Here is a 20,199-nt window from a genome sequence, read left to right on the forward strand (position 1 = left end):
CTGTTACCAGCTCTTTCGTATCTCGTCAAATAGCCGCATGATATATAAAGTGTGTTCATGTGGCATTTCCGGACATTCAGTCAGACCTTTTTCAAGTGCCCGCTTACAGGCGAGCACTTCATATTCATAGCCGCTGATCTGGGCAGGACAGTTGATCGTCTGAACCAGTCGGCGGTCATTTTCATATATACGGAATGCCTCGTAATTATTGATATTGTCAACCTCGATGTAACCTTTTGTTCCGTAGATCACGCCGCGGCGGTCGGTGGCTGATTCCATAGTTGTGAACAGACCAGCGATCGCACCGTCCGGGTATATCAGGTTGATAAATTCTGTTTTGTCTACGCCTGTTTCGTGTGGAGTCATCGTTGTATGGATCGCAGATACGTTGTCGCCAAGCACCCAGGTCGCAAAGTTTAAGGTATATGGTGCAAGATCTAAGAGAGCACCTCCGGCAAGCTCCGGGCGAATCAGACGTTCTACCTGCATCAGGGAATAACCAAGATTTGCGGTCAGCCCTGTTATTTTTCCGATAACGTCGGAATCTATAATTTCTTTTAAAGTAAATGACATTGGCATATAGCGAACCCACATCGCTTCCGCCAGTAATATATTCTTTTCTTTTGCAAGCCGGATCATATCTTCGGCTTCTTTTGTATTTACGGCAAATGCTTTCTCGCACAGAACAGCCCGGTTGTGATTCAGACACAGCATCGTATGCTCTTTATGGTGGGAATGCGGAGTTGCAATGTAGACAAGATCGATCCCGTCATCGGCAACCATTTCTTCATAAGAGCCATACCACCTGGATGCATGGTAAGTATCTGCAAATTGTCTGGCTTTTTCTTCCGTTCTGCTTGCTACAGCATAGAGCTCCACTTTTTCCATCCGGTTGACGGTCTCTGCCATCTTGCGGGCGATACCGCCTGCGCCGAGGATGGCGAGACGTAATTTTCTATTTTCTAATCTGGTGTCTGAGTTTGTCGTAGTATTTCTGTTGTCTGATTTATAAATTGGATCTGTTGTATGTTTTTTGTAGTCGGATATATTATCTGATTTTATCATCTTTTTTCATTCCTTTCTGTGCGATTTATGAAGTCATATTATTTCTATATTTCTTCTTAAAATTCTATATGGTACTGATGCAACTGAAGCTATTTGAATATTGCCGGGTTCATCATATGTGAGCAATTCTATGATTTTATGTAATTACTATAGAAGCTTTTGGGGATTTGTGCAAGCGCATCCCATCGTAATGATCATTATATTGTACTCGTTCAATGCATTTGAAAAATCGCCTCTTGCAAGCAAGCGATTTTTCATCATTATATCATGATTCAATGTAACATTTTATGTATAGTTCAGAGAGTTGCTGGTAATACTGGAAATAGTAAGAAGATAAAACAAGTAATAGTTAGATCATGGAGGAATAAGGTTAGGGTAAGTCGGTCAGAGTCGTAAAAAATATAAATGTACATAGGAGCAACGGGAGGTGGAACGTTTGGGGAAAGACAGAGATGCGGAAGGCGGAATTTATAGTGCAGACAGCCGGATCGATAAAGACATAGATGCAAATATCAGCCGGGTAAAGTCGCTGTTTGCTGATTGGGGAGACATCGTGGAACGTCGGTTTACAGTAAGAAGAACCGGAATGGATGTGTATGCAGAAGATACCACCGGATCAGCAGATGAGACATCCGCTTCGGTAGGAGCAATCTATGTAGTGTACATTGATGGGTTATGTGACAATGGTCTGATCGAGGATACGATCATTAAGCCGGTGACCTGGGAGTGGCGGCATGAGCATGGCAGTTCCCTGTGGGAGGCAATGGATTCATTTGAGACACAATCGGCGGATATAAAGGCAGAAAATGACTTCAAAAATGTGATGTTTTCGATATTAAAAGGAGACACAGCGGTATTTGTATCGGATGCAGATCAGGCGTTTGTTGTGTCTTCCAAGAAGCTGCCGGTACGTGGAGTGGAAGAAAGTTCTACCGAGGGTGGAATGCGTGGTCCGCGGGATAGTTTTAATGAAAGTATCCGTACATCGACAGCCCTTATTCGGCGGAGAATCAAAGATACAAGATTAAAATTGATCCAGAATACGATCGGTGTTCGTTCCAGAACCGAGTATGGAATCATGTATATTGAGGACATTGCAGAGAAAAAGCTGGTTGAACAGGTGAAAGAACGGATGAATGAATATGAGATAGATGCCATATTTGACAGTGGCATGGCGGAACATCTGATGGAGAAGAAATGGTACCGGCCGTTTCCGGTGTTCCAGTCAACCACCAGACCGGATAAAGCGGCGGCGGCACTGGCAGATGGCAGGGTTGTAATTGTATTTGATAATTCACCGGAGGTTCTGATTGCGCCGGCGACGATCAATACATTATTCCAGACTGCCGATGATTATTATAACCGTTGGCCGGTTGCAACTTTTGCCAGAATCATTCGTTATATAGCGGCATTTATCGCGGTGGGGCTGCCGGGCTTCTATATAGCTGTTACCTGTTATCACCGGGAGGTGATACCGGATAAACTTCTCTATGCGATTGCAGTTGCAAGAAATCAGTTGTCTTTTCCAATCGTGTTAGAGGTTTTGATCATGGAGTTGTTGTTTGAATTGCTGCGGGAGGCAGGAATCCGTCTGCCGAGTCAGCTGGGAAATACGATCGGCGTTGTTGGTGGTCTGATCGTTGGACAGGCTGCGGTGGAAGCAGGGATTGTCAGTACCATCGTGGTGATCGTAGTTGCGCTGACAGCGATTGCTTCTTTTGCAATTCCAAATGAAGCTTTTGCGTCGGTGTTCCGTCTTTTAAAATTTCTAACTATACTGGCGGCTGCTTTTTTTGGACTGTATGGCTTCCTTCTGGTGATGCTTTTATTGATCTATCATCTTGCCGGTCTGAACAGCTTTGGTGTTCCGTACATGGCACCGGTCGTAACTTGTGGCTATGCAGAGGATGGAATGGAAGATTTTGTCATTCGTAAGCCAATCAAAAAAATTATCTTTCGACCGGCATGGGCGAACCATAGAGAACGCAGGAGGCTTCGCAAAAAGTAATGATGAATGGGTGTGAATCAATATATGGATTATAGAAATGTGACGTTTCGGCAGCTTTTTATAACGGGAACTTGCCTGATTTTCCCGATTACTTTCTGGAACATGGTACAGATTATGACGGATTTTTCCAAAAACAACGGTGTTTTATCACTTTTTTTGATGCTAATACTTGCTCTGGTTTATGTGGTGCTACTACATCTTGCGCTTTCTGGTGTAGTGAAATTGTCAGATCCCGCTAAAGAAAAGACAGAGATAACGGGTGCAAAAGTATGGAATAATAAGAAAAAAATGGCTATTGCATCTATTTATGTGATCAGATATGCAATTCGGGTTCTTTTTCTGCTTTATTTCTTTGTACAGGGGAGCCGGATCCTGATGCTGCCGGATTATGCAGGAGTGGTTCTGGTTGTTCCGGTATTACTGACACTTTTCTATATGGCAGGAAAGGGACTGCGTGGTTATATCGGATTTGCGGAAGCAAGTGTGATCGGAATCGGGATCGCATTGGTGCTGTTTGTCATTTGTGGATTCTGGAATGCTGATTTTTCCCGACTAAAAGAATATGCAGAATTTCAGATGCAGGCATCTGTATGTAACACAATATGTCAGATTTTGATAAAAGGATATCTGATGATGGTAGGGTTATGTATGCTGGAATTTGTCATGTATCTTTATCTGAGAGTAGAGAAACGAAGACGAGGGATGCTGGTGTGGACAGTATCTGTTCCGGTTGTGTTAGCCATTGTTGCTTCCTGTTTCGTGATATCGTTGCTTGGCTTGCAAGGTAAAACAATGACTTCAAAGGGAATACTAAATGTTGTGGGTGCGATGATGTTCCCCGGAGGTGCAAATGCGAGACTCGGTTTACTCGCCTGTTATCTGCTTGTCATCTTCGGGCTCTTGCTGCTGGCAATCCACATTGTGTTTGTTTGTCAGTTTGTGGATGAAATCTGGAAGATCATCTGTGTATGGAGAAAGAGCGGCGGGATGAGAGCAGCCGGGAATGATAAGAGTACAGAGTTACATGGACGTGATTCTGATAATGCAATGGATAAAAAAGTGATGGAAGAAAAAAACGATACATTTGAGGATAAGACACAGAAGAAAAATGAGTATTCGGCAGAAGATATGGAAGAGAAAAGAAGCCTGTGGATAAGAAGCGGCTGTGTGGTTGTTTTGTTTCTGCTGTTTCTATGGATGAGCCGGTTCCTTGGAGAACGGGATGCCGGTCGGGCATTTATGATCTACATTGCCGCCGTTGATATTCCGTTGTCGGTTCTTGTACCGGCATTTGTTGGGAGAAAACGGACAAATCCGGGGAAGCTTGCAAAGATGGCTGCAGAAGTGATCGGTGGGATATTACTTGTCAGCATATTGTCCGGGTGCATGGACAGATCCATTGAGGCGGTAGATTATCTCCGGGTGGTGATGATCTCTGAAACAGATGGTGGCTACAAGTATACATTTGTCACGGACAGTCTGGAGGGAGCGGAGTCGGCAGCCGAATCGGAGGAACGAGAGTATCCGGTCGTTGCGGGGAGCCTGCAGCGAGCACGGGCTGAATATGATCAAGCGCATGACCGGAGTCTTGACCTGAGCCATGTGGAATATATTGTGGTGGATTCCGAAGAAACCCTGCGGCAGATGTATCCGGAGCTGATAAAAGAATTTGTAACGAATTATGTAGAGGTGGTCTGCACAGATTCGTTGTATCAGGGCGAAGCGTCCGGAAGCATCCGGAAGTATATTGCAGCGCATTACAAAGGAGAGTGTCTGGCGACACTGGGGGAGTAGATATGGTTTAAAGTGTTAGATTTTGATGAAGAAAAATGGAGGTTATGGAAATGGGTAGAGCAGTGAGAGCGGCAGTTGCCGGAATCCTGATCGGTTTATTTTGTGGAACATTATATGTGGAAATGGGAGCACTGAAAAGATTATACAGCGCGAAAAACAGCGTTGAGCAGGTGATGAATCTGGTTGAGTATGCGGAGGGAGATGAAGATATAGCCTATGATAGTACCGAGGAAAATTATGCCGGAATAACCGGTGACAAAACTTCACAGACAGATGGTAAGAATGGCAGATCGAACCAGATGGTAAATGGTCAGGATACTTTGGATGGACAGGATACAGAACTGTCAAATAATATACAGACCGCATTTCGTATTCTGGATGGCACAACATTAAATGCATACGAAACACAGAAGCAGTTACAGGAGTTGGAAGCGGTGTATGATGATATAGCAAGAGATACAAGTGAGAAGAAGACCGACGGAGAAAACGATTATAATATAGAGTCCGGCAAAACAAAAACGGAGCTTGTGGAGAGCAAGATAAGTGCTCAGAATAAAACATCAGATGTTATCCGGATTCGAATAAGATATGAAGGAAATGAGAATTTATCGGACAAGCAATTGGATGAATTTACTTCATATGTTGAGCAGGCGGTACTTTACGGTATAGCCGAGAAGCTTGGCGCAGACTATAACGATCAGGAGAAAAGCATTGTGCGAAAGAATCTGATACTGAGCAAAGAATATATCGATGCCTGTGCAGAGGAAAGCGCAGAAGAATACGGCATCCCGGTTACTGCATGGTCAGCTTTTGAGTATCTGAACCTTCCGGCAGCAACCTTGAATGGCGTTGCTTATCCGGCCGGGTATTATGAAACTTTGTGTGTGACGTTGAAAAGATTATGACTGACTTTTCCATCTACCCCTAAATCCCCGGAATCCTTGAATTATATAGGTGGTTGTGGTATGATATGAGATATTTTGATTATATATTTCAAAGGAGCTCAAGGGAATATGACTAAGAAAAAACTGGTAGTTATTTTTGGAGGAAGATCATCGGAACATGAAGTTTCATGCATTTCAGTTCAGACAGTTGCCAAAGCGGTGGATACGGACAAATATGATATGACACTGATCGGAATCACAAAGGATGGCAAATGGCTGAAGGCTGACAGCATTGAGAGTATTGCTGACGGAAGCTGGTACGACAGTCAGGTTCGTGCAGTGATTTCACCGGATTCTGCAAAAGAGATTATCATAAAAGATGGCGACAGAATCTATGCGGAGCCTGTAGATGTTATTTTCCCTGTTTTGCATGGTTTATATGGAGAAGACGGTACGATTCAGGGATTGTTTGAGATGGCGGACATTCCATATGTGGGCTGCGGCGTATTTGCATCGGCTGCTGCAATGGACAAATTCCATACAAAGATCATTGCTGATCATATCAATGTAACACAGGCAAAATTTGTTCCTGTAGTAGAAGATGATTTTGATGATCTGGATGTTGCGATGGATCGGGTAGAGAGCGAGTTAAACTATCCGGTATTTGTAAAACCATCATCCGCAGGTTCATCAAAGGGTGTTACAAAGGCACATGACAGAGCCGAGTTAGAAGCTGGTCTGCATGAGGCACTCAACCATGATTCCAAGATCCTTGTCGAGGAAACGATCGTTGGCAGAGAGTTGGAATGTGGTGTACTTGGATATGGCAATCATACAAAGGCATCCGGTGTTGGAGAGATCCTTGCTGCCGCAAATGCAGATTTCTATGATTTTGATGCAAAATACAACAATGCAGATTCCAAGACGATCATCGGGGCAGATATACCGGAAGAAGCTGAGGACGAGATCCGTGCAGAAGCAATCCGTATCTTTAATGCGATTGACGGCTTTGGACTTGCCCGTGTGGATTTCTTCCTTGAGAAAGACACCAATCGTGTAATATTTAATGAAGTAAACACATTGCCGGGATTTACATCGATCAGTATGTATCCGATGCTGTGGGATGCAGAGGGATATGATATCAAGACCCTTGTAAATACCTTAATTGAGATGGCATTTGAAAGATAATTTATGACGACGAGAGATATAAAGATAAAAGTAACGGGTGTGCAGAGTGTTGCCGGAGCGGATGATGAACCGGAGGTTCTGGAGCTTGAGACGCGGGGAACATACTCTGAGAAAAACGGAAACCGCTATATCAAATATGACGAATTTATTGAAGATGTGGAAGAACCGGTGAAGAATCTTCTGCGGTTCGATGAGCATGCATTACAGCTTACGAAACGTGGCAGCGTGAACACGGTTATGTTATTTGACCGGGAGAAGAACAGCTCGGTGCATTATGCAACTCCGGTTGGACCGATCTGTATGAATATCTGTACGGAGGAATATCATATGGAGCAGTCAGAGAAGGGAATCCGGATTGATATTCGTTACTGTATTGACTTTAACAATGATTATATTACGGATTGCAGTCTGAATGTGACTGCGGACTACGAAGGGGTATAAATATATATGGGTAGTGAGAAATCCTTCGACAGCTTTCTGGGGATTGAAACGATCGCGGAGACAGCATTTGGAGATATGGATGTATGTCTTCCGGTGAACGAAGAAGATAATAATTATGAGGTTACATATTATAATGATCTGGTGACGATGTTCGACGAGATCAGCATGGAGCCGGAAGATACGCTTGTGGATTTTGGTTGCGGACTTGGCAGAGTGCTTTTTTACTGTAATTCCAGACATTACTGCCGGACGGTTGGAATCGAGAACAATGCCAGGGTCTATGACAGACTTCTGACAAATGCCGCAAGCTATCAGAGCAAATTCCTTGATCAGGAGGAACGGATGCAGTTCCTGAATGTGGAAGCGGAGGCATATGAGATCGGAGATGAAGACAATTATTTCTATTTCTTCAATCCATTTTCCGGCGCGACCTTCAAAAAGGTGCTGGATAATATCATCGCATCGGTGCGGAGACAGCCGAGAGATATTGAACTTCTGATCTATTATCCGACATTTGAATATCAGAAAGCAATCCGTGACTGCAACCTGTTCGTTTTAAAGAAGATGATCAAATTATCCGGTTATGAAGAAGACCCGGATGAGAAGGTTCTGGTATATCATTTGTCACGATATTTTGTAGCGTAGAATAAATAAGGCGGTCTATCTGGCGGACTAGCTTTATATTGACTTGCTGCGATTCCTATTCAATGCACATGTCTGATTCGTAAATACTCCTGTGCCAACTCGTCCTTCGGACTCAAACAGGCACCCGTATTTACTGACAATGTGCATTTCATTACGGAATCTTCGCTAATGTCAATATAAAGCTAGTCCGTCAGATAGACCGCCTTATTAATTTCATACAAATCATAATCAGGATACAGGTGATTCCGATGATTTCCCACAGTATAGAGGCGGAGATTGCTATACTTCCGATCACATAGGAAGAAGCGTTTAAGATCATATGAAGGATCATGCCTGGGATCAGGGAGCCTGACCATACGGCAAGACAGCCCAGAATGATTCCGGCCGGAACGCTGTAGCAGAACTGAACGACATTTCCATGATAACAGCCGAAACAGAATGCTGTGAACAGGATCGCACAGAGGGCGGCATGCTTCGTGTGAAATGCAGAGACAGACAGCTTCAGTGCCACTCCCCGGAAGGCGAATTCTTCTGCGATCGGTGCGAGAAGTGTGACTGTACAGATACGGATGATTCCATTGTTGATGGAAAATGACCGCTGTACCCGTTCATGGTATGAGGTTAGGAGCTCCGGCCTATAAGTGTCGATCAGACGAAGAATACAGGTTGTTAAGAGCTGAAGACTGATACCAAGGATCAGCAGTAAAATAAAGATAACAAAAGCACGCAGGAAAGGATTTTTCTTTCCTGCGTGCTTTGTTTTTGAATGATCGGACAGATAAAAATATCCGAAAATACAGATACAAAGAATATATGAAATACATGATGTGATACTGCCGACAGAATCAGTCTGACTGCCTGTAAGATCACAGATCCGGGTGCCTGCAAGATAGACAATATTATGTATCAGTAATGCGGTAACCGGAACCAGACAGGTAATAACTAATTTTCTGAGGTCGACACGAGTATTTATCATGATTACTGGATCTTCTTTGCCCTTTCTTTTTCTTCCTTTGCCTTTGCTTTTCTTGCGGCTTTTTCTTCTTTGCTGAGTTTCATGCTGGCAGTTTCCTGCTCATAAGTCTGCTCGTATTTCTTCTGTTTTGCACGAAGCTTCTGGCTGAATGATTTCTTTGCAGGCTCCGGTGCTTTCTTACCACGAACATTCTTAACGCTTGTGATGTAGATACCGCTGACCATAGCTTTAACTTCGCCACGGACAGGCATAACATCAAAGATTCCATCGTCGCAGATCAGATTGATGATCTGTGGGCCAATCTTGGCTTTAACGATAGGAAGCTTGGCTTTCTGGTAACGCTTTGGAGTTGATTCCAATACCTGTTTCGGAAGATTTGCATCTTTCATAGGCAGCATCTTTTTATCGATGACCAGCATCGTGACAGGCTGTGCGGCCTGAAGCATAGCTTCTTTCTGTGCGCTCTGCTTCTTCTGCAGGCGGTTTCCTACTATGTAAAGTACTACTAAGATTACAACTAATATTGCGATGACGATTAACATCCATCCCCACCAAGGCATAATAAGTTCCTCCTTATATTTCATTATTTGTCTGTGATTGCAAATTGTATATATTATGATTACTTTTGACCTTACCAATCAGGGAACGCTTCCGCTCGTTTCGTCCTGCAGCGGTACTAAGATGCCGCCTCTGCGCCATCTAAGGACCGGCGGACTCAAATGTCCCTGTATTGGCAAGTCAAAGTAATCAAATATATATACAATTTGCAATTATATTATTTTTCAATCATAGGCAGATTTTTTAACCGGGCTGCCTGAATCTTACCTGGGATTGCATCCAGAACCTCTTTACGTTCCTTCGGCTTCAATCCACGGATATCAACCGGCTCTAAGAATTCGATCACAACCTTGCTGCTGTGAAGGAAATTATGTTTATTTGCTTCCATACATTTGTCTGTTCCGCAGATAGCAACCGGAATGATCAGACATCCGGCTTTCTGAGCGATCTTGAATGCACCGTCTTTAAATGGCAGCAGTTCGTCGCCTTTATTTCTTGTTCCCTCCGGGAAGATCATCATGGAGTGACCGGATTTGATGATATCAGCAGTCTGTAAAATCGTTTCCAGACCCTTTTTCAGATCGGTACGATCCAGATAGGTGCATCCGATATCATCCATGTATTTGTAAAGCAGAGGTATATCCTTGATATTGTCCTTGGACATGAAGCCAAGCGGCATATCGATTGCATTGTGACAGGATAAAATATCAAAATAGCTTCGATGATTACCAACGAACATGACTGGTTGGTCGGCAGGAATGTTTTCCTTGCCGATAACTGTTCGTTTACATCCGGTTAAGAACATAACTGCTCCGAAAAATCCTTTTACCAGCTTCTGAGCCTTGATGTAAGCTTTGTCCTGATCCTTTTTTGCAAGCTGCTTCAGATACAGATGATATGGAAAACAAAATATGATTCCAAGTACTGCAAACAGTACAGTAATAATGGTTCTCAAATATATCCTCCTGTTCTATCTGCCGTAGAGTTTTGCTGTCTCAAATAGACGTTCTTCTAATTTAGTATCCATGTCTTTATCCTCAAAGCGCCAAGCCCAGTTGCCTTCTCCTACACCCGGAGTATTCAGACGAGCCCATGAATCTAATTTCAGAACATCCTGCATAGGAACAACAGCCATATTTGCGACAGATGAGAAACATGCACGGATCATAACCCAGCAGATATCACTGGCATCTGTGCTGAAATAGCGGCGAAGCTTGTCCTTGGATGCTTCGTATGCTTTCTGATACCAGCCAAGTGTTGTGTCGTTGTCATGTGTTCCTGTGTAGCATACGCAGTTTCTTGTATAATTATGCGGAAGGAAATCATTTTCTTCCGGATTTTCAAATGCAAACTGTAAGATCTTCATGCCCGGCAGATTGAATTTGTCACGCAATTCGATAACAGAATCGTCAATCTCACCCAGATCCTCTGCGATGATCGGAAGGTCATAGCCAAGATTTGCCTGTAACTGTGTGAAGAAGTTGATACCGGGAGCGGGCTTCCATTCTCCGTTGATGGCGGTTTCTTCGCCATAAGGTACAGCCCAGTACCGGTCAAATCCTCTGAAATGGTCAATCCTTAAGAAATCTGTCAGAGTGAGCTGGTATTTGATTCGCTCAATCCACCATTCATAACCGGTAGCGGTATGCTTTGACCAGTTATACAGTGGGTTGCCCCACAACTGTCCGGTCTCTGAGAAATAATCAGGTGGTACACCGGCAACCTCTGTTGGGTATCCCTTTGAATCCAGCATGAAAAGCTCCTGATGGCTCCATACATCGGCACTGTCCCATGCAAGGAAGATCGGAGCATCACCTACGATGCTGATGTTCTTTTCATTTGCGTATTCCTTGATCGCCATCCACTGTGTATGGAATAAGAACTGGATGAAATCATAGTAACCGATCTCATTTGCAAGCTTCTTTTCCCATGTGGTACGCTGTCTTTTGGTAGGTGCTTTCAGGGAATCTTCCCACATATACCAAGGCATTCCTTCATGGAAATCCTTACCTGCCATAAACAGGGAGTAGTCAGCGAGCCAGGAGGAATCCTTTTTAAAAGAAGCAAATGCTGCCATCTGTTCCTCGTCTGTTGATAATCCGTCCTCGTAGTCAGGATCAGTAAAACGTTCGTAAGCGAGCTTTAACAGCTTTGTCTTAAATGTGATCAAGGTTCCGTAATCGATGTGAACGGGATCCCATTCCGGCATATCAGTAAAATCATCTTCTGACAGAAGCTTGTATTCTTTTAATGCATCAAGGTCAATAATTAACGGCTGACCGGCAAATGCGGAGAATGGCTGATATGGTGAATCACAAAATCCGGTATGTCCAAGTGGAAGTACCTGCCACAGATTCAAGCCCGAATTTGCCAGAAAGTCTATAAACCGGTATGCACCTTTGCCGAGATCACCGATTCCGTAAGGACTTGGAAATGAAGTCGGATGTGCCAGAATACCAGCGTATTTCTTTGGCTTTTTTTCATGGTTGTTTTCTAACATGTTTATCCTCTTTTCCTATTATTATATTGACGTTTTTGGTCTGGTCAGATATATCTGTCTGCCCGAACATCATAAAACCTCATTTTTCCTTGAAAAATCAAGGCGGTGTGGAAAAAACACCGTACGTTTTATTATACATAAAACGAATTATTCTTACAAGCCTGAAATTGGGGGAAGTCGCAGTCCGCCTGCCCACCTCTGTCGGTCTCCTTGGCTGGTATGGGTGGCTGGCATGGGCAGTTGGCCTCCCCACTATAATATGGCATCAGCGAGAATTTCGTCGTGAGATGCACATTGCCAGTAAATACGGGTGCTTGTTTGAGCCGAAGGCGAGTTAGCACAGGAGTATTTACGAATCAGGCATGTGCAACGAACGGAAATCGCAGCAAGCCATTTATAGTGGGGAGGCCAACTGCCCATGCCAGCCACCCATACCAGCCAAGGAGACCGACAGGGGCGGACAGGCGGTTGGTTTATATGTTTTGTAATGCTGTGTTAGTTTTATAAAGTTTTGTTTATGATCTTCATAAATACATCAGAAAATAAACACAGTTTAGACACACTTCCCTTATATACTGTGTATTGTAAGAGTTTTTCATTTATTTGAATCCTCTCTCCCCTCATTTTTTGCAAGTGGTAATAAATCTTTCCCCGGTTTGTTACCACTTGTTTTTTGTTTTATAATATTGTTTGGGTGCAAAAGAGTCGTATGCGGCTCTTTATTCTTGATAAATTATTACTTTTCGGCTAAAATAAGATTTGATCTTATTTTAGCCGAAAAAAGAGGTGCAGATATATGGAATATATTCATAGAGATTTAGAAAAAAAGATAAAAGAATTAGCAGAAGACTATTCCTGTATATTAATTACAGGACCGAGGCAGGTTGGAAAAACAACTTTATTTAAAAAATTAATGGATGAGAATAGGACAGTGGTGAGCCTGGATGATCTGGAAGAAAGGAAACTGGCACAGACAGATCCTGCTATGTTTTTGCAGATGCATGATCTTCCGATTTTAATAGATGAGGTACAATATGCTCCGCAATTATTTCCATATATTAAGATGGCGATAGATAATGGAGCACCGGCATCATCATTTTGGTTGACCGGATCGCAGGCATTTCGGATGATGGAGCTTGCACAGGAATCTTTGGCGGGAAGAACTGCTATTATTCACATGTCATCTTTGTCACAGCATGAGTTGTATGGAGCAGGCGAGAATATTAAGTTTAGTGTTGATCTGGAAACATTAAAGCATCGAAGCAAAAATGGAACAAAGGTGGAGTTGCCGGAGCTATATGAGAGAATCTGGATGGGATCTATGCCGGGTTATAGAAGTGGACGATACAAAGACAGAAATGTTTTTTATTCTAGTTATATTCAAACATATATTGACAGAGATGTATCAGAGTTGATTACAAATGTTGATAAACTTGTATTTATGGACTTTGTAAGAGCTGCAGCATGCAGGTGTGCACAAATGTTAAATATACATGATATAGCAAATGATGTTGGCGTTTCAGATGAGACAATTAAACGATGGCTGCAGGTGCTTGAGAAGTCCGATATTATTTTTTATTTACGTCCTTATTCTAATAATCTGTTAAAGAGAACAGTTAAGACACCAAAATTATATTTCTTTGATACAGGCCTGGTTTCGTATCTCACAAAATATACAACTCCGGAAATACTTGAAAACGGGGCGATTAATGGGGCAATACTGGAAAATTATGTTGTTTCCGAAATTCGGAAGACATATCAAAATGAAGCGGATGAATGCCTTATGTGGTATTACAGAGATAAAGACAGTAATGAAATTGATATGGTGATTGAAAGTGATGGTATGGTGCATCCGTTAGAGATAAAACGCTCAGTAAATTCAGGAAGTGAACTGACCAGGGCATTCAGAATTCTGGATAAAGGAGCAGTTCCAAGAGGAAAAGGAGCAATCATCTGTATGCGTCCGAAACTTTCAGCTGTTGATTCAGAAAATTACATTGTTCCGATCTGGACAATATAATAAAGAATTTGTAAATAGAATGCAGAATCTGTTTATAAACACATCAGAAAATAAACACAATTTAGACACACATCCCTTATATACTATGTATTGTAAGAGTTTTTCATTTATTTGAATCCTCTCTCCCCTCATTTTTTGCAAGTGGTAATAAGTCTTTTCCCCGATTTATTACCACTTGTTTTTTTGCCTTTTCGGCGGTATACTTCCATTATTAAATTCACAACAGACGGAGGATAACAGGTATGATTTCGGAAAAATATGCAGATATGACAACCAAAGGTTCTATAATAAGAGAATTTGCGCAGTATGCATCAAAACGTGCTGCAGAGATCGGAAAGGAAAATGTATATAACTTTACGATCGGCAATCCTTCTGTTCCGGTATGTCCGGAGTTTACAGAGACATTGGAACGGATGTTAAAAGAAGAAAATCCTTTGACGCTTCACGGATACAGTCCGACACTTGGTATTATGTCCGTCAGAGAAGCGGTTGCAGATTCTTTAAATAGAAGATTTGGAATGGAATATACAGCAGATGATATTTTCATGACCTCCGGTGCAGCAGGTGCGATCGCACATGCGATTCGTTGTGTAACAAAGCCGGGAGATGAGGTGATCACATTTGCTCCATATTTCCCTGAGTATGTTCCATATGTTGACGGAACAGGTGCGGTGCTTAAGATCGTGCCGGCGGATATTACATCCTTCCAGATCAATTTTGATGCATTTCTGGAGCTTTTAAATCCAAATGTACAGGCAGTTCTTATTAACTCTCCGAATAACCCGTCCGGTATCGTATATTCAACAGAGACGATCAAGAAGCTGGCTGCAATTCTGGAAGAAAAGCAGAAGGAATATGGACATGATATCTATATTATCTCCGATGAGCCTTATCGTGAGATCGTATTTGAAGGAACGGATTCGCCATTTATTTCATCCTTCTATGACAACAGTATCTGCTGTTATTCATTCAGTAAGTCACTTTCCCTTCCGGGTGAGCGTATCGGATATGTAGCGGTAAATCCGAAATGTAAGGATGCGAAGCTGATCGTTCTGATGTGTGGTCAGATCTCCAGATTTACAGGACATAACTGTCCGCCATCCATGATCCAGCTTGGTGTGGCAGAAGTGATCGATAAGACAGCTGACCTGTCAATCTATGAGAAGAATAAGAATATTTTATATAAAGAGCTTACAAATATGGGATATGAGTGTGTAGAACCGGGCGGAACCTTCTATATGTTTCCAAAGACTCCGATCGCGGATGCAAATGCATTCTGTCGTATGACAGCCAGCAAGCTGGATCTGATCCTGGTACCGGGAGACAGCTTTATGTGCCCGGGACATATGAGACTTGCTTACTGTACCACAACAGAGATGGTAGAACGCGCACTTCCGTTATTTGAAAAAGCAATGAAGCTTGCAAAAGAGATGGAGTAATCAAAGGAGAACATCATGGTTACACAGATTCCGATCATACTTGCATCGAATTCACCGAGAAGAAAAGAGCTGCTTGAAAGAGCCGGTTATACATTTACTGTTATGCCAAGTGACTGCGATGAAGCTACTGATATCCGTTTTCCAAAGGATATGGTAATGGAGCTTGCCGGGAGAAAGGCAGAAAATGTATATAAAAAGGTATGTACAGATCGTGCCGGTACGGAAGCAGAGACACAGCCGTTTATCGTGATCGGTTCCGATACGGTCGTCGCATTAAATGGCAGGATCCTTGGAAAACCGGTTGATTATGACGATGCATATAATACGTTGAATAGTTTGTCAGGACAGACACATAATGTATATACAGGTGTTTCTATTATGTACTACGACGGAGAGAAATGCCGGACAAAGACATTTTACGAGAATACAGAGGTTACATTTTATCCGATGACGCATGAGGAGATTGTCGGATATCTTGCGACGGGAGATCCGTTTGACAAAGCAGGAAGCTATGGGATACAGACACAGGGTGGCCTGTTTGTGAAAGGAATCAAGGGCAGTTATGACAATGTTGTCGGACTTCCGCTTTCCCGGTTGTACCATGAGTTAAATGAGATGTTATATGGGCAGTAATGTGTGAGAAAACGATGTGCCGATCATGTATGATAGAATAGTAGAGATTATAAACTGCTGAAAAAAGAAAGGCAGGAGGACAGAGACATGGACGAAAAGAGAAATTTTACCTTATTAACAGACTTCTATGAATTGACGATGATGCAGGGATATTTCCGTGAGAAAGCAGATGATATCGTTGTATTTGATGCATTCTACAGAAAAAATCCATCCGGAAGCGGCTATGCGATCGCCTGTGGTCTGGAACAGGTGATCGACTATATCAAGAATCTGTCCTTTTCCTATGAAGATGTTGATTACTTAAGAAGTCTGAATATGTTTGATGAAGAATTTCTGAATTACCTTGCAGGATTTCATTTTACAGGTGATATCTATGCGATTCCGGAAGGTTCTGTAGTATTTCCGTATGAGCCACTTGTGAAGGTGGTTGCACCGATCATGGAAGCGCAGTTGGTTGAGACCGCATTGTTAAATATTGTGAACCATCAGAGTCTGATCGCTACAAAGGCATCCAGAGTCTGCTATGCAGCAAAAGGGGATGGTATCATGGAATTCGGACTTCGCCGTGCGCAGGGACCGGATGCTGGAACCTTCGGTGCGAGGGCGGCAGTTATCGGTGGCTGTGTCGGAACCTCAAATGTAATCTGCGGTAAGCAGTTCGGCGTGCCTGTACTTGGGACACATGCACATAGTTGGATCATGAGCTTCCCGGATGAATATACAGCATTTAAGAGATATGCAGAATTATATCCGGATGCATGTACATTGTTGGTTGACACATATGACACATTGAAATCCGGTGTGCCAAATGCAATCCGGGTATTTGATGAGATGAAGGCAGAGGGAAAGATGCCGACCAGATATGGAATCCGTCTGGATTCCGGTGACCTTGCATATCTGTCTAAGAAAGCCAGAAAAATGTTGGATGCAGCGGGATATCCGGATGCAGTCATTGCAGCATCCTCTGATCTGGACGAATATCTGATCAACAGTTTGAAGAATCAGGGTGCAGCGATCACGTCATGGGGCGTTGGAACCAATCTGATCACATCAGCAGATAATCCATCTTTTGGCGGTGTTTATAAGCTTGCGGCGATCAAGAAGCCGGAGGATGAAGAATTCACAGCGAAGATCAAGATATCAGAGAATCCGGCGAAGATCACAAATCCAGGAAATAAGACGGTATTCCGTCTGTATAATAAGGAGACCGGAAAGATTAAGGCGGATCTGATCACACTTTCCGATGAGACATATAATGAAGCGGCGGATCTGGAGATATTTGACCAGATGGCTACATGGAAGCGTTCGACACTTCCGGGTGGTTCTTATGAGATCCGTGAGATGCTTGTCCCGGTATTCTTGAAGGGACAGTGCGTATATCAGAATCCATCCACGATGGAGATCCGCGAGTATTGCCAGAAAGAACTGAATACACTCTGGGATGAGACCAGACGACTGGTAAATCCACAGGAGGTATTTGTCGATCTGTCAAAACCGTTATATGATCTGAAACAGAAGCTGTTAAACAGCCGACATTGATGCAGAAATGGTCAGATCAGAAAATATATATTATTTTATCGTCCGACCGGCGTTATAATGGAAATCTTTAATATCAAAATTCATAGCAGAGATCTCGCTCATAGCAGCGTTGATCTCTGTTGTTGTTTTCGGAGCTGCTTTTTTGATATGAGCCAGTGTTGTTTCATATGCTAACATCTGTCGGAGAACATTTCTGCAATAGGCTTCTTCCTCCACCATGGTATGGATATTATACTTTTGCAGGTAATCTGTCATAAAATTGGGAAGCATATTGATCTGGTAAAGAATATAGGCACGAATGGTGTGACCGATCATGTATATAGTAGCAAGAATTAAAACACCCAAAGCGATCAAACCTGTGATCGTCCGCAGGATCATTCCTCCACCCATAACAATGACTGTAAGATGAAAATAATCATATCCAAGCAGAAGAATTAAGAAAATCACATTATAGATAAAATGTGTTTTCAGACTGTGCCTCCTCTTAGGAAGTCCGTCGATCTCGGCGGTATATACCATTTTATAATATTCAATCTGTTTATCGGTATTGTCGATCATATCCATCAGATCAAAATATTCCTGTGAATATGGAGGATCAGATTTCTCTGCTGCTTCAGAGAGATCTGTTTCGATTGTCGGTTTATTCTTAGGTGGTTTCTGATCATTTGCCTTTAAATTTAACATATGCAATCCCCTTATGTAACCTGTCTGCATGTGTGAATCACATGCAATGCTGCTTTTCAAGTTTGTTTATGGATTTTATTGTAACACAATTTATTGCGGGATAGGGAACTCTGTATGAAAAAGTAAAAAAATATCTAGTCTTTCAAACCATGTTACAAAGCCCCGAAAACCATGGCTTTTCTATATAGAAACTACGATTGACATTTGCTGTTTGAATCATCTATATTATAAAAAGTTAAGGGATACAGGCATTTTTGAAACTTGAAATTAGTAGAGTGTATAAGAGTTTTGAAGTGCCGGTTTACAAATAGAAAGATGAGGTTTTACCTATGAGCAAGATCAGGATCATAACAGATTCAGCTAGTGATATTTCGACTGCTGAGGAACAGAAATATAATATATTAATCCTTCCGTTTCCGGTAACGATCGGTGACAAATCTTATATGAGCAGAGTCGATTTTGACAATGACGGTTTTTATAAGTTAATGGAGGAAAATCCAAACGAGCTGCCAAAGACGGCGCAGATCACAGCATTCCAGTTCGACGAGCTGTATAAGGAGCAGTTTGATGCAGGATATACAGATATTATATTTGTCAGCATCAATAAAAAGGGTTCTGCTACCCATGATAATGCAGTCATGGCAAAGAATGAATTCTTTGAGGAGCATCCGGAGTATGCAGGAAAAGGAACGATCCAGATCTTTGATGGTGTTGGATATAGCGGTCAGTATGGATATCCGGTTGTGCAGGCAGCAAAGATGGCAGAAGAAGGAAAAACAGTGGATGAGATCACTGCTTATCTGTCAGACATTCTTCCGAAACGACGGATCTACTTCGGTATCTATGGATTGAAATATGCAGCAAAATCGGGACGTATTCCAAGTGCAGCAGCACTGGTCGGTGATGCACTTGGCGTAAAACCGATCATGAAGATATGGGCAAATGAGATCGTTACAGCATTCAAATGCCGCGGCGAGAAGAAATTACTGGCAAAGATGGCAGATGTCTCAGCAGCAGAGATGCTTCCGGGTTCGCCATATCAGATCGTATATGGATGCGATGATGTATGCAGGGATGAACTGGCTGCCAAGATGACAGAAAAGGTTGGTTATGCGCCGGACGATTTCTTCCAGATCGGAGCAGCGGTTGCTTCGAATGCAGGACCAAAGGTAGTAGGTGTTATTTTTACAGTAAAAGACGAAGCATAAACAGAATATAGATTTTCATAGAAAAGACCTTTGTTCACAGGAGCGGAAGCAGATATACAAGAATTGATGTGGATAAGGGTCTTTTTGTATGGGGATTAACTGGCATGAAAAAGATGAATTGTGTGGCATAAAGGAAGCCGATTGGCGTAAAGAATGACAACAGTTGGTTGCATATGCCGATCTTAGTAGTGTATACTTAAAAGAATGAAGAAAAATGTGCCGGCAGATGAAAGGCAGATGAGAGATATGGGTGACACACCAAAGATTGAAGAAACAACATTTTATCATATTAATTATTATTTGTATGGAAAGGCATTTAAGGGAAGTTATCAGGGCATGCGGTTCCGCCTTGCCAGAAATCCGCTTGAAAATGTATTTTTTAAACCGAAAGAAGTACAGGATGCCGGAACTCTGATGGCAACGGTCTGGCCGGAGCCGTTCAGTTACGAGAATACGGATGATGAAAAGAAGCTGACAAAGGAATTTTCGTTTTCGGAAGAAGGAAAACTTGCAGCGGTAGACTGGCTCAATGAGCAGTACGAGAGCCGGAAAGAAGAATGGGATGCAGCGAAGCATACAGACTGGAGCAGTTTGAGAAAATAAATGACCGAGGAATA

Annotated in this window: 18 protein-coding genes; 12 read left to right on the top strand and 6 right to left on the bottom strand. The window is 42.6% G+C overall.

Going from position 1 to position 20,199, the window contains the following annotated elements:
- Positions 1–3 precede the first annotated feature (3 nt).
- Entirely contained in the window at positions 4–1,065 is a 1,062-nt protein-coding gene (locus OCV60_RS01885; RefSeq protein WP_173789043.1) for a Gfo/Idh/MocA family protein, read from the bottom strand.
- Positions 1,066–1,501: 436 nt separating this feature from the next.
- Here OCV60_RS01885 and OCV60_RS01890 point away from each other — a divergent pair, with 436 nt between their 5' ends.
- The 6 genes from OCV60_RS01890 to OCV60_RS01915 all read left to right on the top strand — a co-directional run bounded on the left by OCV60_RS01890 (position 1,502) and on the right by OCV60_RS01915 (position 8,025).
- Entirely contained in the window at positions 1,502–3,073 is a 1,572-nt protein-coding gene (locus OCV60_RS01890) for a spore germination protein (RefSeq protein ID WP_330659665.1), read from the top strand.
- Between the two features lie 24 nt (positions 3,074–3,097).
- Positions 3,098–4,867, top strand: coding sequence for a hypothetical protein (locus OCV60_RS01895; protein WP_262529156.1), 1,770 nt, complete (start codon positions 3,098–3,100; stop codon positions 4,865–4,867).
- A gap of 50 nt (positions 4,868–4,917) precedes the next feature.
- The gene (locus tag OCV60_RS01900) at positions 4,918–5,772 is read left to right on the top strand and encodes a hypothetical protein (RefSeq protein ID WP_021944200.1); all 855 of its coding nucleotides are present in this window, start codon (positions 4,918–4,920) and stop codon (positions 5,770–5,772) included.
- A 108-nt stretch (positions 5,773–5,880) separates the two neighbouring features.
- The gene (locus OCV60_RS01905) at positions 5,881–6,939 is read left to right on the top strand and encodes a D-alanine--D-alanine ligase family protein (protein ID WP_021944201.1); all 1,059 of its coding nucleotides are present in this window, start codon (positions 5,881–5,883) and stop codon (positions 6,937–6,939) included.
- A 3-nt stretch (positions 6,940–6,942) separates the two neighbouring features.
- Entirely contained in the window at positions 6,943–7,380 is a 438-nt protein-coding gene (locus OCV60_RS01910; protein WP_021944202.1) for a YwiB family protein, read from the top strand.
- A gap of 6 nt (positions 7,381–7,386) precedes the next feature.
- A complete protein-coding gene (locus tag OCV60_RS01915; RefSeq protein WP_021944203.1) occupies positions 7,387–8,025 on the top strand; it encodes a class I SAM-dependent methyltransferase in 639 nt (212 codons plus the stop codon).
- A 190-nt stretch (positions 8,026–8,215) separates the two neighbouring features.
- Here OCV60_RS01915 and OCV60_RS01920 read toward each other — a convergent pair whose 3' ends face one another.
- The 4 genes from OCV60_RS01920 to malQ all read right to left on the bottom strand — a co-directional run bounded on the left by OCV60_RS01920 (position 8,216) and on the right by malQ (position 12,059).
- Positions 8,216–9,001 (bottom strand): CPBP family intramembrane glutamic endopeptidase, encoded by a 786-nt coding sequence (locus OCV60_RS01920; protein ID WP_021944204.1) that lies wholly within the window; start codon positions 8,999–9,001, stop codon positions 8,216–8,218.
- A gap of 2 nt (positions 9,002–9,003) precedes the next feature.
- On the bottom strand, positions 9,004–9,561 hold the full coding sequence (locus OCV60_RS01925; protein WP_021944205.1) for a hypothetical protein: 558 nt from the start codon (positions 9,559–9,561) through the stop codon (positions 9,004–9,006).
- A gap of 215 nt (positions 9,562–9,776) precedes the next feature.
- A complete protein-coding gene (locus tag OCV60_RS01930; RefSeq protein ID WP_021944206.1) occupies positions 9,777–10,514 on the bottom strand; it encodes a lysophospholipid acyltransferase family protein in 738 nt (245 codons plus the stop codon).
- 15 nt (positions 10,515–10,529) lie between these two features.
- A complete protein-coding gene (malQ, locus tag OCV60_RS01935) occupies positions 10,530–12,059 on the bottom strand; it encodes a 4-alpha-glucanotransferase (protein ID WP_021944207.1) in 1,530 nt (509 codons plus the stop codon).
- Between the two features lie 796 nt (positions 12,060–12,855).
- Between malQ and OCV60_RS01940 the strand changes: the two genes are divergently transcribed.
- The 4 genes from OCV60_RS01940 (at position 12,856) to OCV60_RS01955 (ending at position 17,690) form a co-directional block, all read left to right on the top strand.
- Positions 12,856–14,079: an ATP-binding protein gene (locus OCV60_RS01940; RefSeq protein WP_021944628.1), complete on the top strand. Its 1,224-nt coding sequence runs from the start codon at positions 12,856–12,858 to the stop codon at positions 14,077–14,079.
- A 242-nt stretch (positions 14,080–14,321) separates the two neighbouring features.
- Complete coding sequence (locus tag OCV60_RS01945) at positions 14,322–15,518, top strand: pyridoxal phosphate-dependent aminotransferase (RefSeq protein ID WP_008402408.1); 1,197 nt, start codon at positions 14,322–14,324, stop codon at positions 15,516–15,518.
- Between the two features lie 15 nt (positions 15,519–15,533).
- A complete protein-coding gene (locus OCV60_RS01950; protein WP_021944629.1) occupies positions 15,534–16,151 on the top strand; it encodes a Maf family protein in 618 nt (205 codons plus the stop codon).
- Positions 16,152–16,238: 87 nt separating this feature from the next.
- Entirely contained in the window at positions 16,239–17,690 is a 1,452-nt protein-coding gene (locus OCV60_RS01955) for a nicotinate phosphoribosyltransferase (RefSeq protein WP_021944630.1), read from the top strand.
- A 30-nt stretch (positions 17,691–17,720) separates the two neighbouring features.
- Here OCV60_RS01955 and OCV60_RS01960 read toward each other — a convergent pair whose 3' ends face one another.
- Entirely contained in the window at positions 17,721–18,374 is a 654-nt protein-coding gene (locus OCV60_RS01960) for a metal-sensitive transcriptional regulator (RefSeq protein WP_021944631.1), read from the bottom strand.
- A gap of 329 nt (positions 18,375–18,703) precedes the next feature.
- On the opposite strand from OCV60_RS01960, the gene OCV60_RS01965 reads away from it, so the two are divergent.
- Both OCV60_RS01965 and OCV60_RS01970 read left to right on the top strand, forming a co-directional pair.
- On the top strand, positions 18,704–19,582 hold the full coding sequence (locus tag OCV60_RS01965) for a DegV family protein (protein WP_021944632.1): 879 nt from the start codon (positions 18,704–18,706) through the stop codon (positions 19,580–19,582).
- Between the two features lie 246 nt (positions 19,583–19,828).
- Positions 19,829–20,185 carry a hypothetical protein gene (locus OCV60_RS01970; RefSeq protein ID WP_262529159.1) on the top strand — a complete coding sequence of 119 codons (357 nt, stop codon included), beginning with the start codon at positions 19,829–19,831 and terminating at the stop codon, positions 20,183–20,185.
- The last annotated feature ends 14 nt before the right edge of the window (positions 20,186–20,199 follow it).

This window comes from Coprococcus ammoniilyticus (genome assembly GCF_025567345.1).
Classification (GTDB): Bacteria; Bacillota; Clostridia; order Lachnospirales; family Lachnospiraceae; genus Coprococcus; species Coprococcus ammoniilyticus.

What these genes read in the sequence shown, in the direction of transcription:
- OCV60_RS01885 (WP_173789043.1), bottom strand. Translation starts at nt 1,065, where the DNA reads ATGATAAAATCAGATAATATATCCGACTACAAAAAACATACAACAGAT.
- OCV60_RS01895 (WP_262529156.1), top strand. Translation starts at nt 3,098, where the DNA reads ATGGATTATAGAAATGTGACGTTTCGGCAGCTTTTTATAACGGGAACT.
- OCV60_RS01900 (WP_021944200.1), top strand. Translation starts at nt 4,918, where the DNA reads ATGGGTAGAGCAGTGAGAGCGGCAGTTGCCGGAATCCTGATCGGTTTA.
- OCV60_RS01905 (WP_021944201.1), top strand. Translation starts at nt 5,881, where the DNA reads ATGACTAAGAAAAAACTGGTAGTTATTTTTGGAGGAAGATCATCGGAA.
- OCV60_RS01910 (WP_021944202.1), top strand. Translation starts at nt 6,943, where the DNA reads ATGACGACGAGAGATATAAAGATAAAAGTAACGGGTGTGCAGAGTGTT.
- OCV60_RS01915 (WP_021944203.1), top strand. Translation starts at nt 7,387, where the DNA reads ATGGGTAGTGAGAAATCCTTCGACAGCTTTCTGGGGATTGAAACGATC.
- OCV60_RS01920 (WP_021944204.1), bottom strand. Translation starts at nt 9,001, where the DNA reads ATGATAAATACTCGTGTCGACCTCAGAAAATTAGTTATTACCTGTCTG.
- OCV60_RS01925 (WP_021944205.1), bottom strand. Translation starts at nt 9,561, where the DNA reads ATGCCTTGGTGGGGATGGATGTTAATCGTCATCGCAATATTAGTTGTA.
- malQ (WP_021944207.1), bottom strand. Translation starts at nt 12,059, where the DNA reads ATGTTAGAAAACAACCATGAAAAAAAGCCAAAGAAATACGCTGGTATT.
- OCV60_RS01940 (WP_021944628.1), top strand. Translation starts at nt 12,856, where the DNA reads ATGGAATATATTCATAGAGATTTAGAAAAAAAGATAAAAGAATTAGCA.
- OCV60_RS01945 (WP_008402408.1), top strand. Translation starts at nt 14,322, where the DNA reads ATGATTTCGGAAAAATATGCAGATATGACAACCAAAGGTTCTATAATA.
- OCV60_RS01950 (WP_021944629.1), top strand. Translation starts at nt 15,534, where the DNA reads ATGGTTACACAGATTCCGATCATACTTGCATCGAATTCACCGAGAAGA.
- OCV60_RS01955 (WP_021944630.1), top strand. Translation starts at nt 16,239, where the DNA reads ATGGACGAAAAGAGAAATTTTACCTTATTAACAGACTTCTATGAATTG.
- OCV60_RS01960 (WP_021944631.1), bottom strand. Translation starts at nt 18,374, where the DNA reads ATGTTAAATTTAAAGGCAAATGATCAGAAACCACCTAAGAATAAACCG.
- OCV60_RS01965 (WP_021944632.1), top strand. Translation starts at nt 18,704, where the DNA reads ATGAGCAAGATCAGGATCATAACAGATTCAGCTAGTGATATTTCGACT.
- OCV60_RS01970 (WP_262529159.1), top strand. Translation starts at nt 19,829, where the DNA reads ATGGGTGACACACCAAAGATTGAAGAAACAACATTTTATCATATTAAT.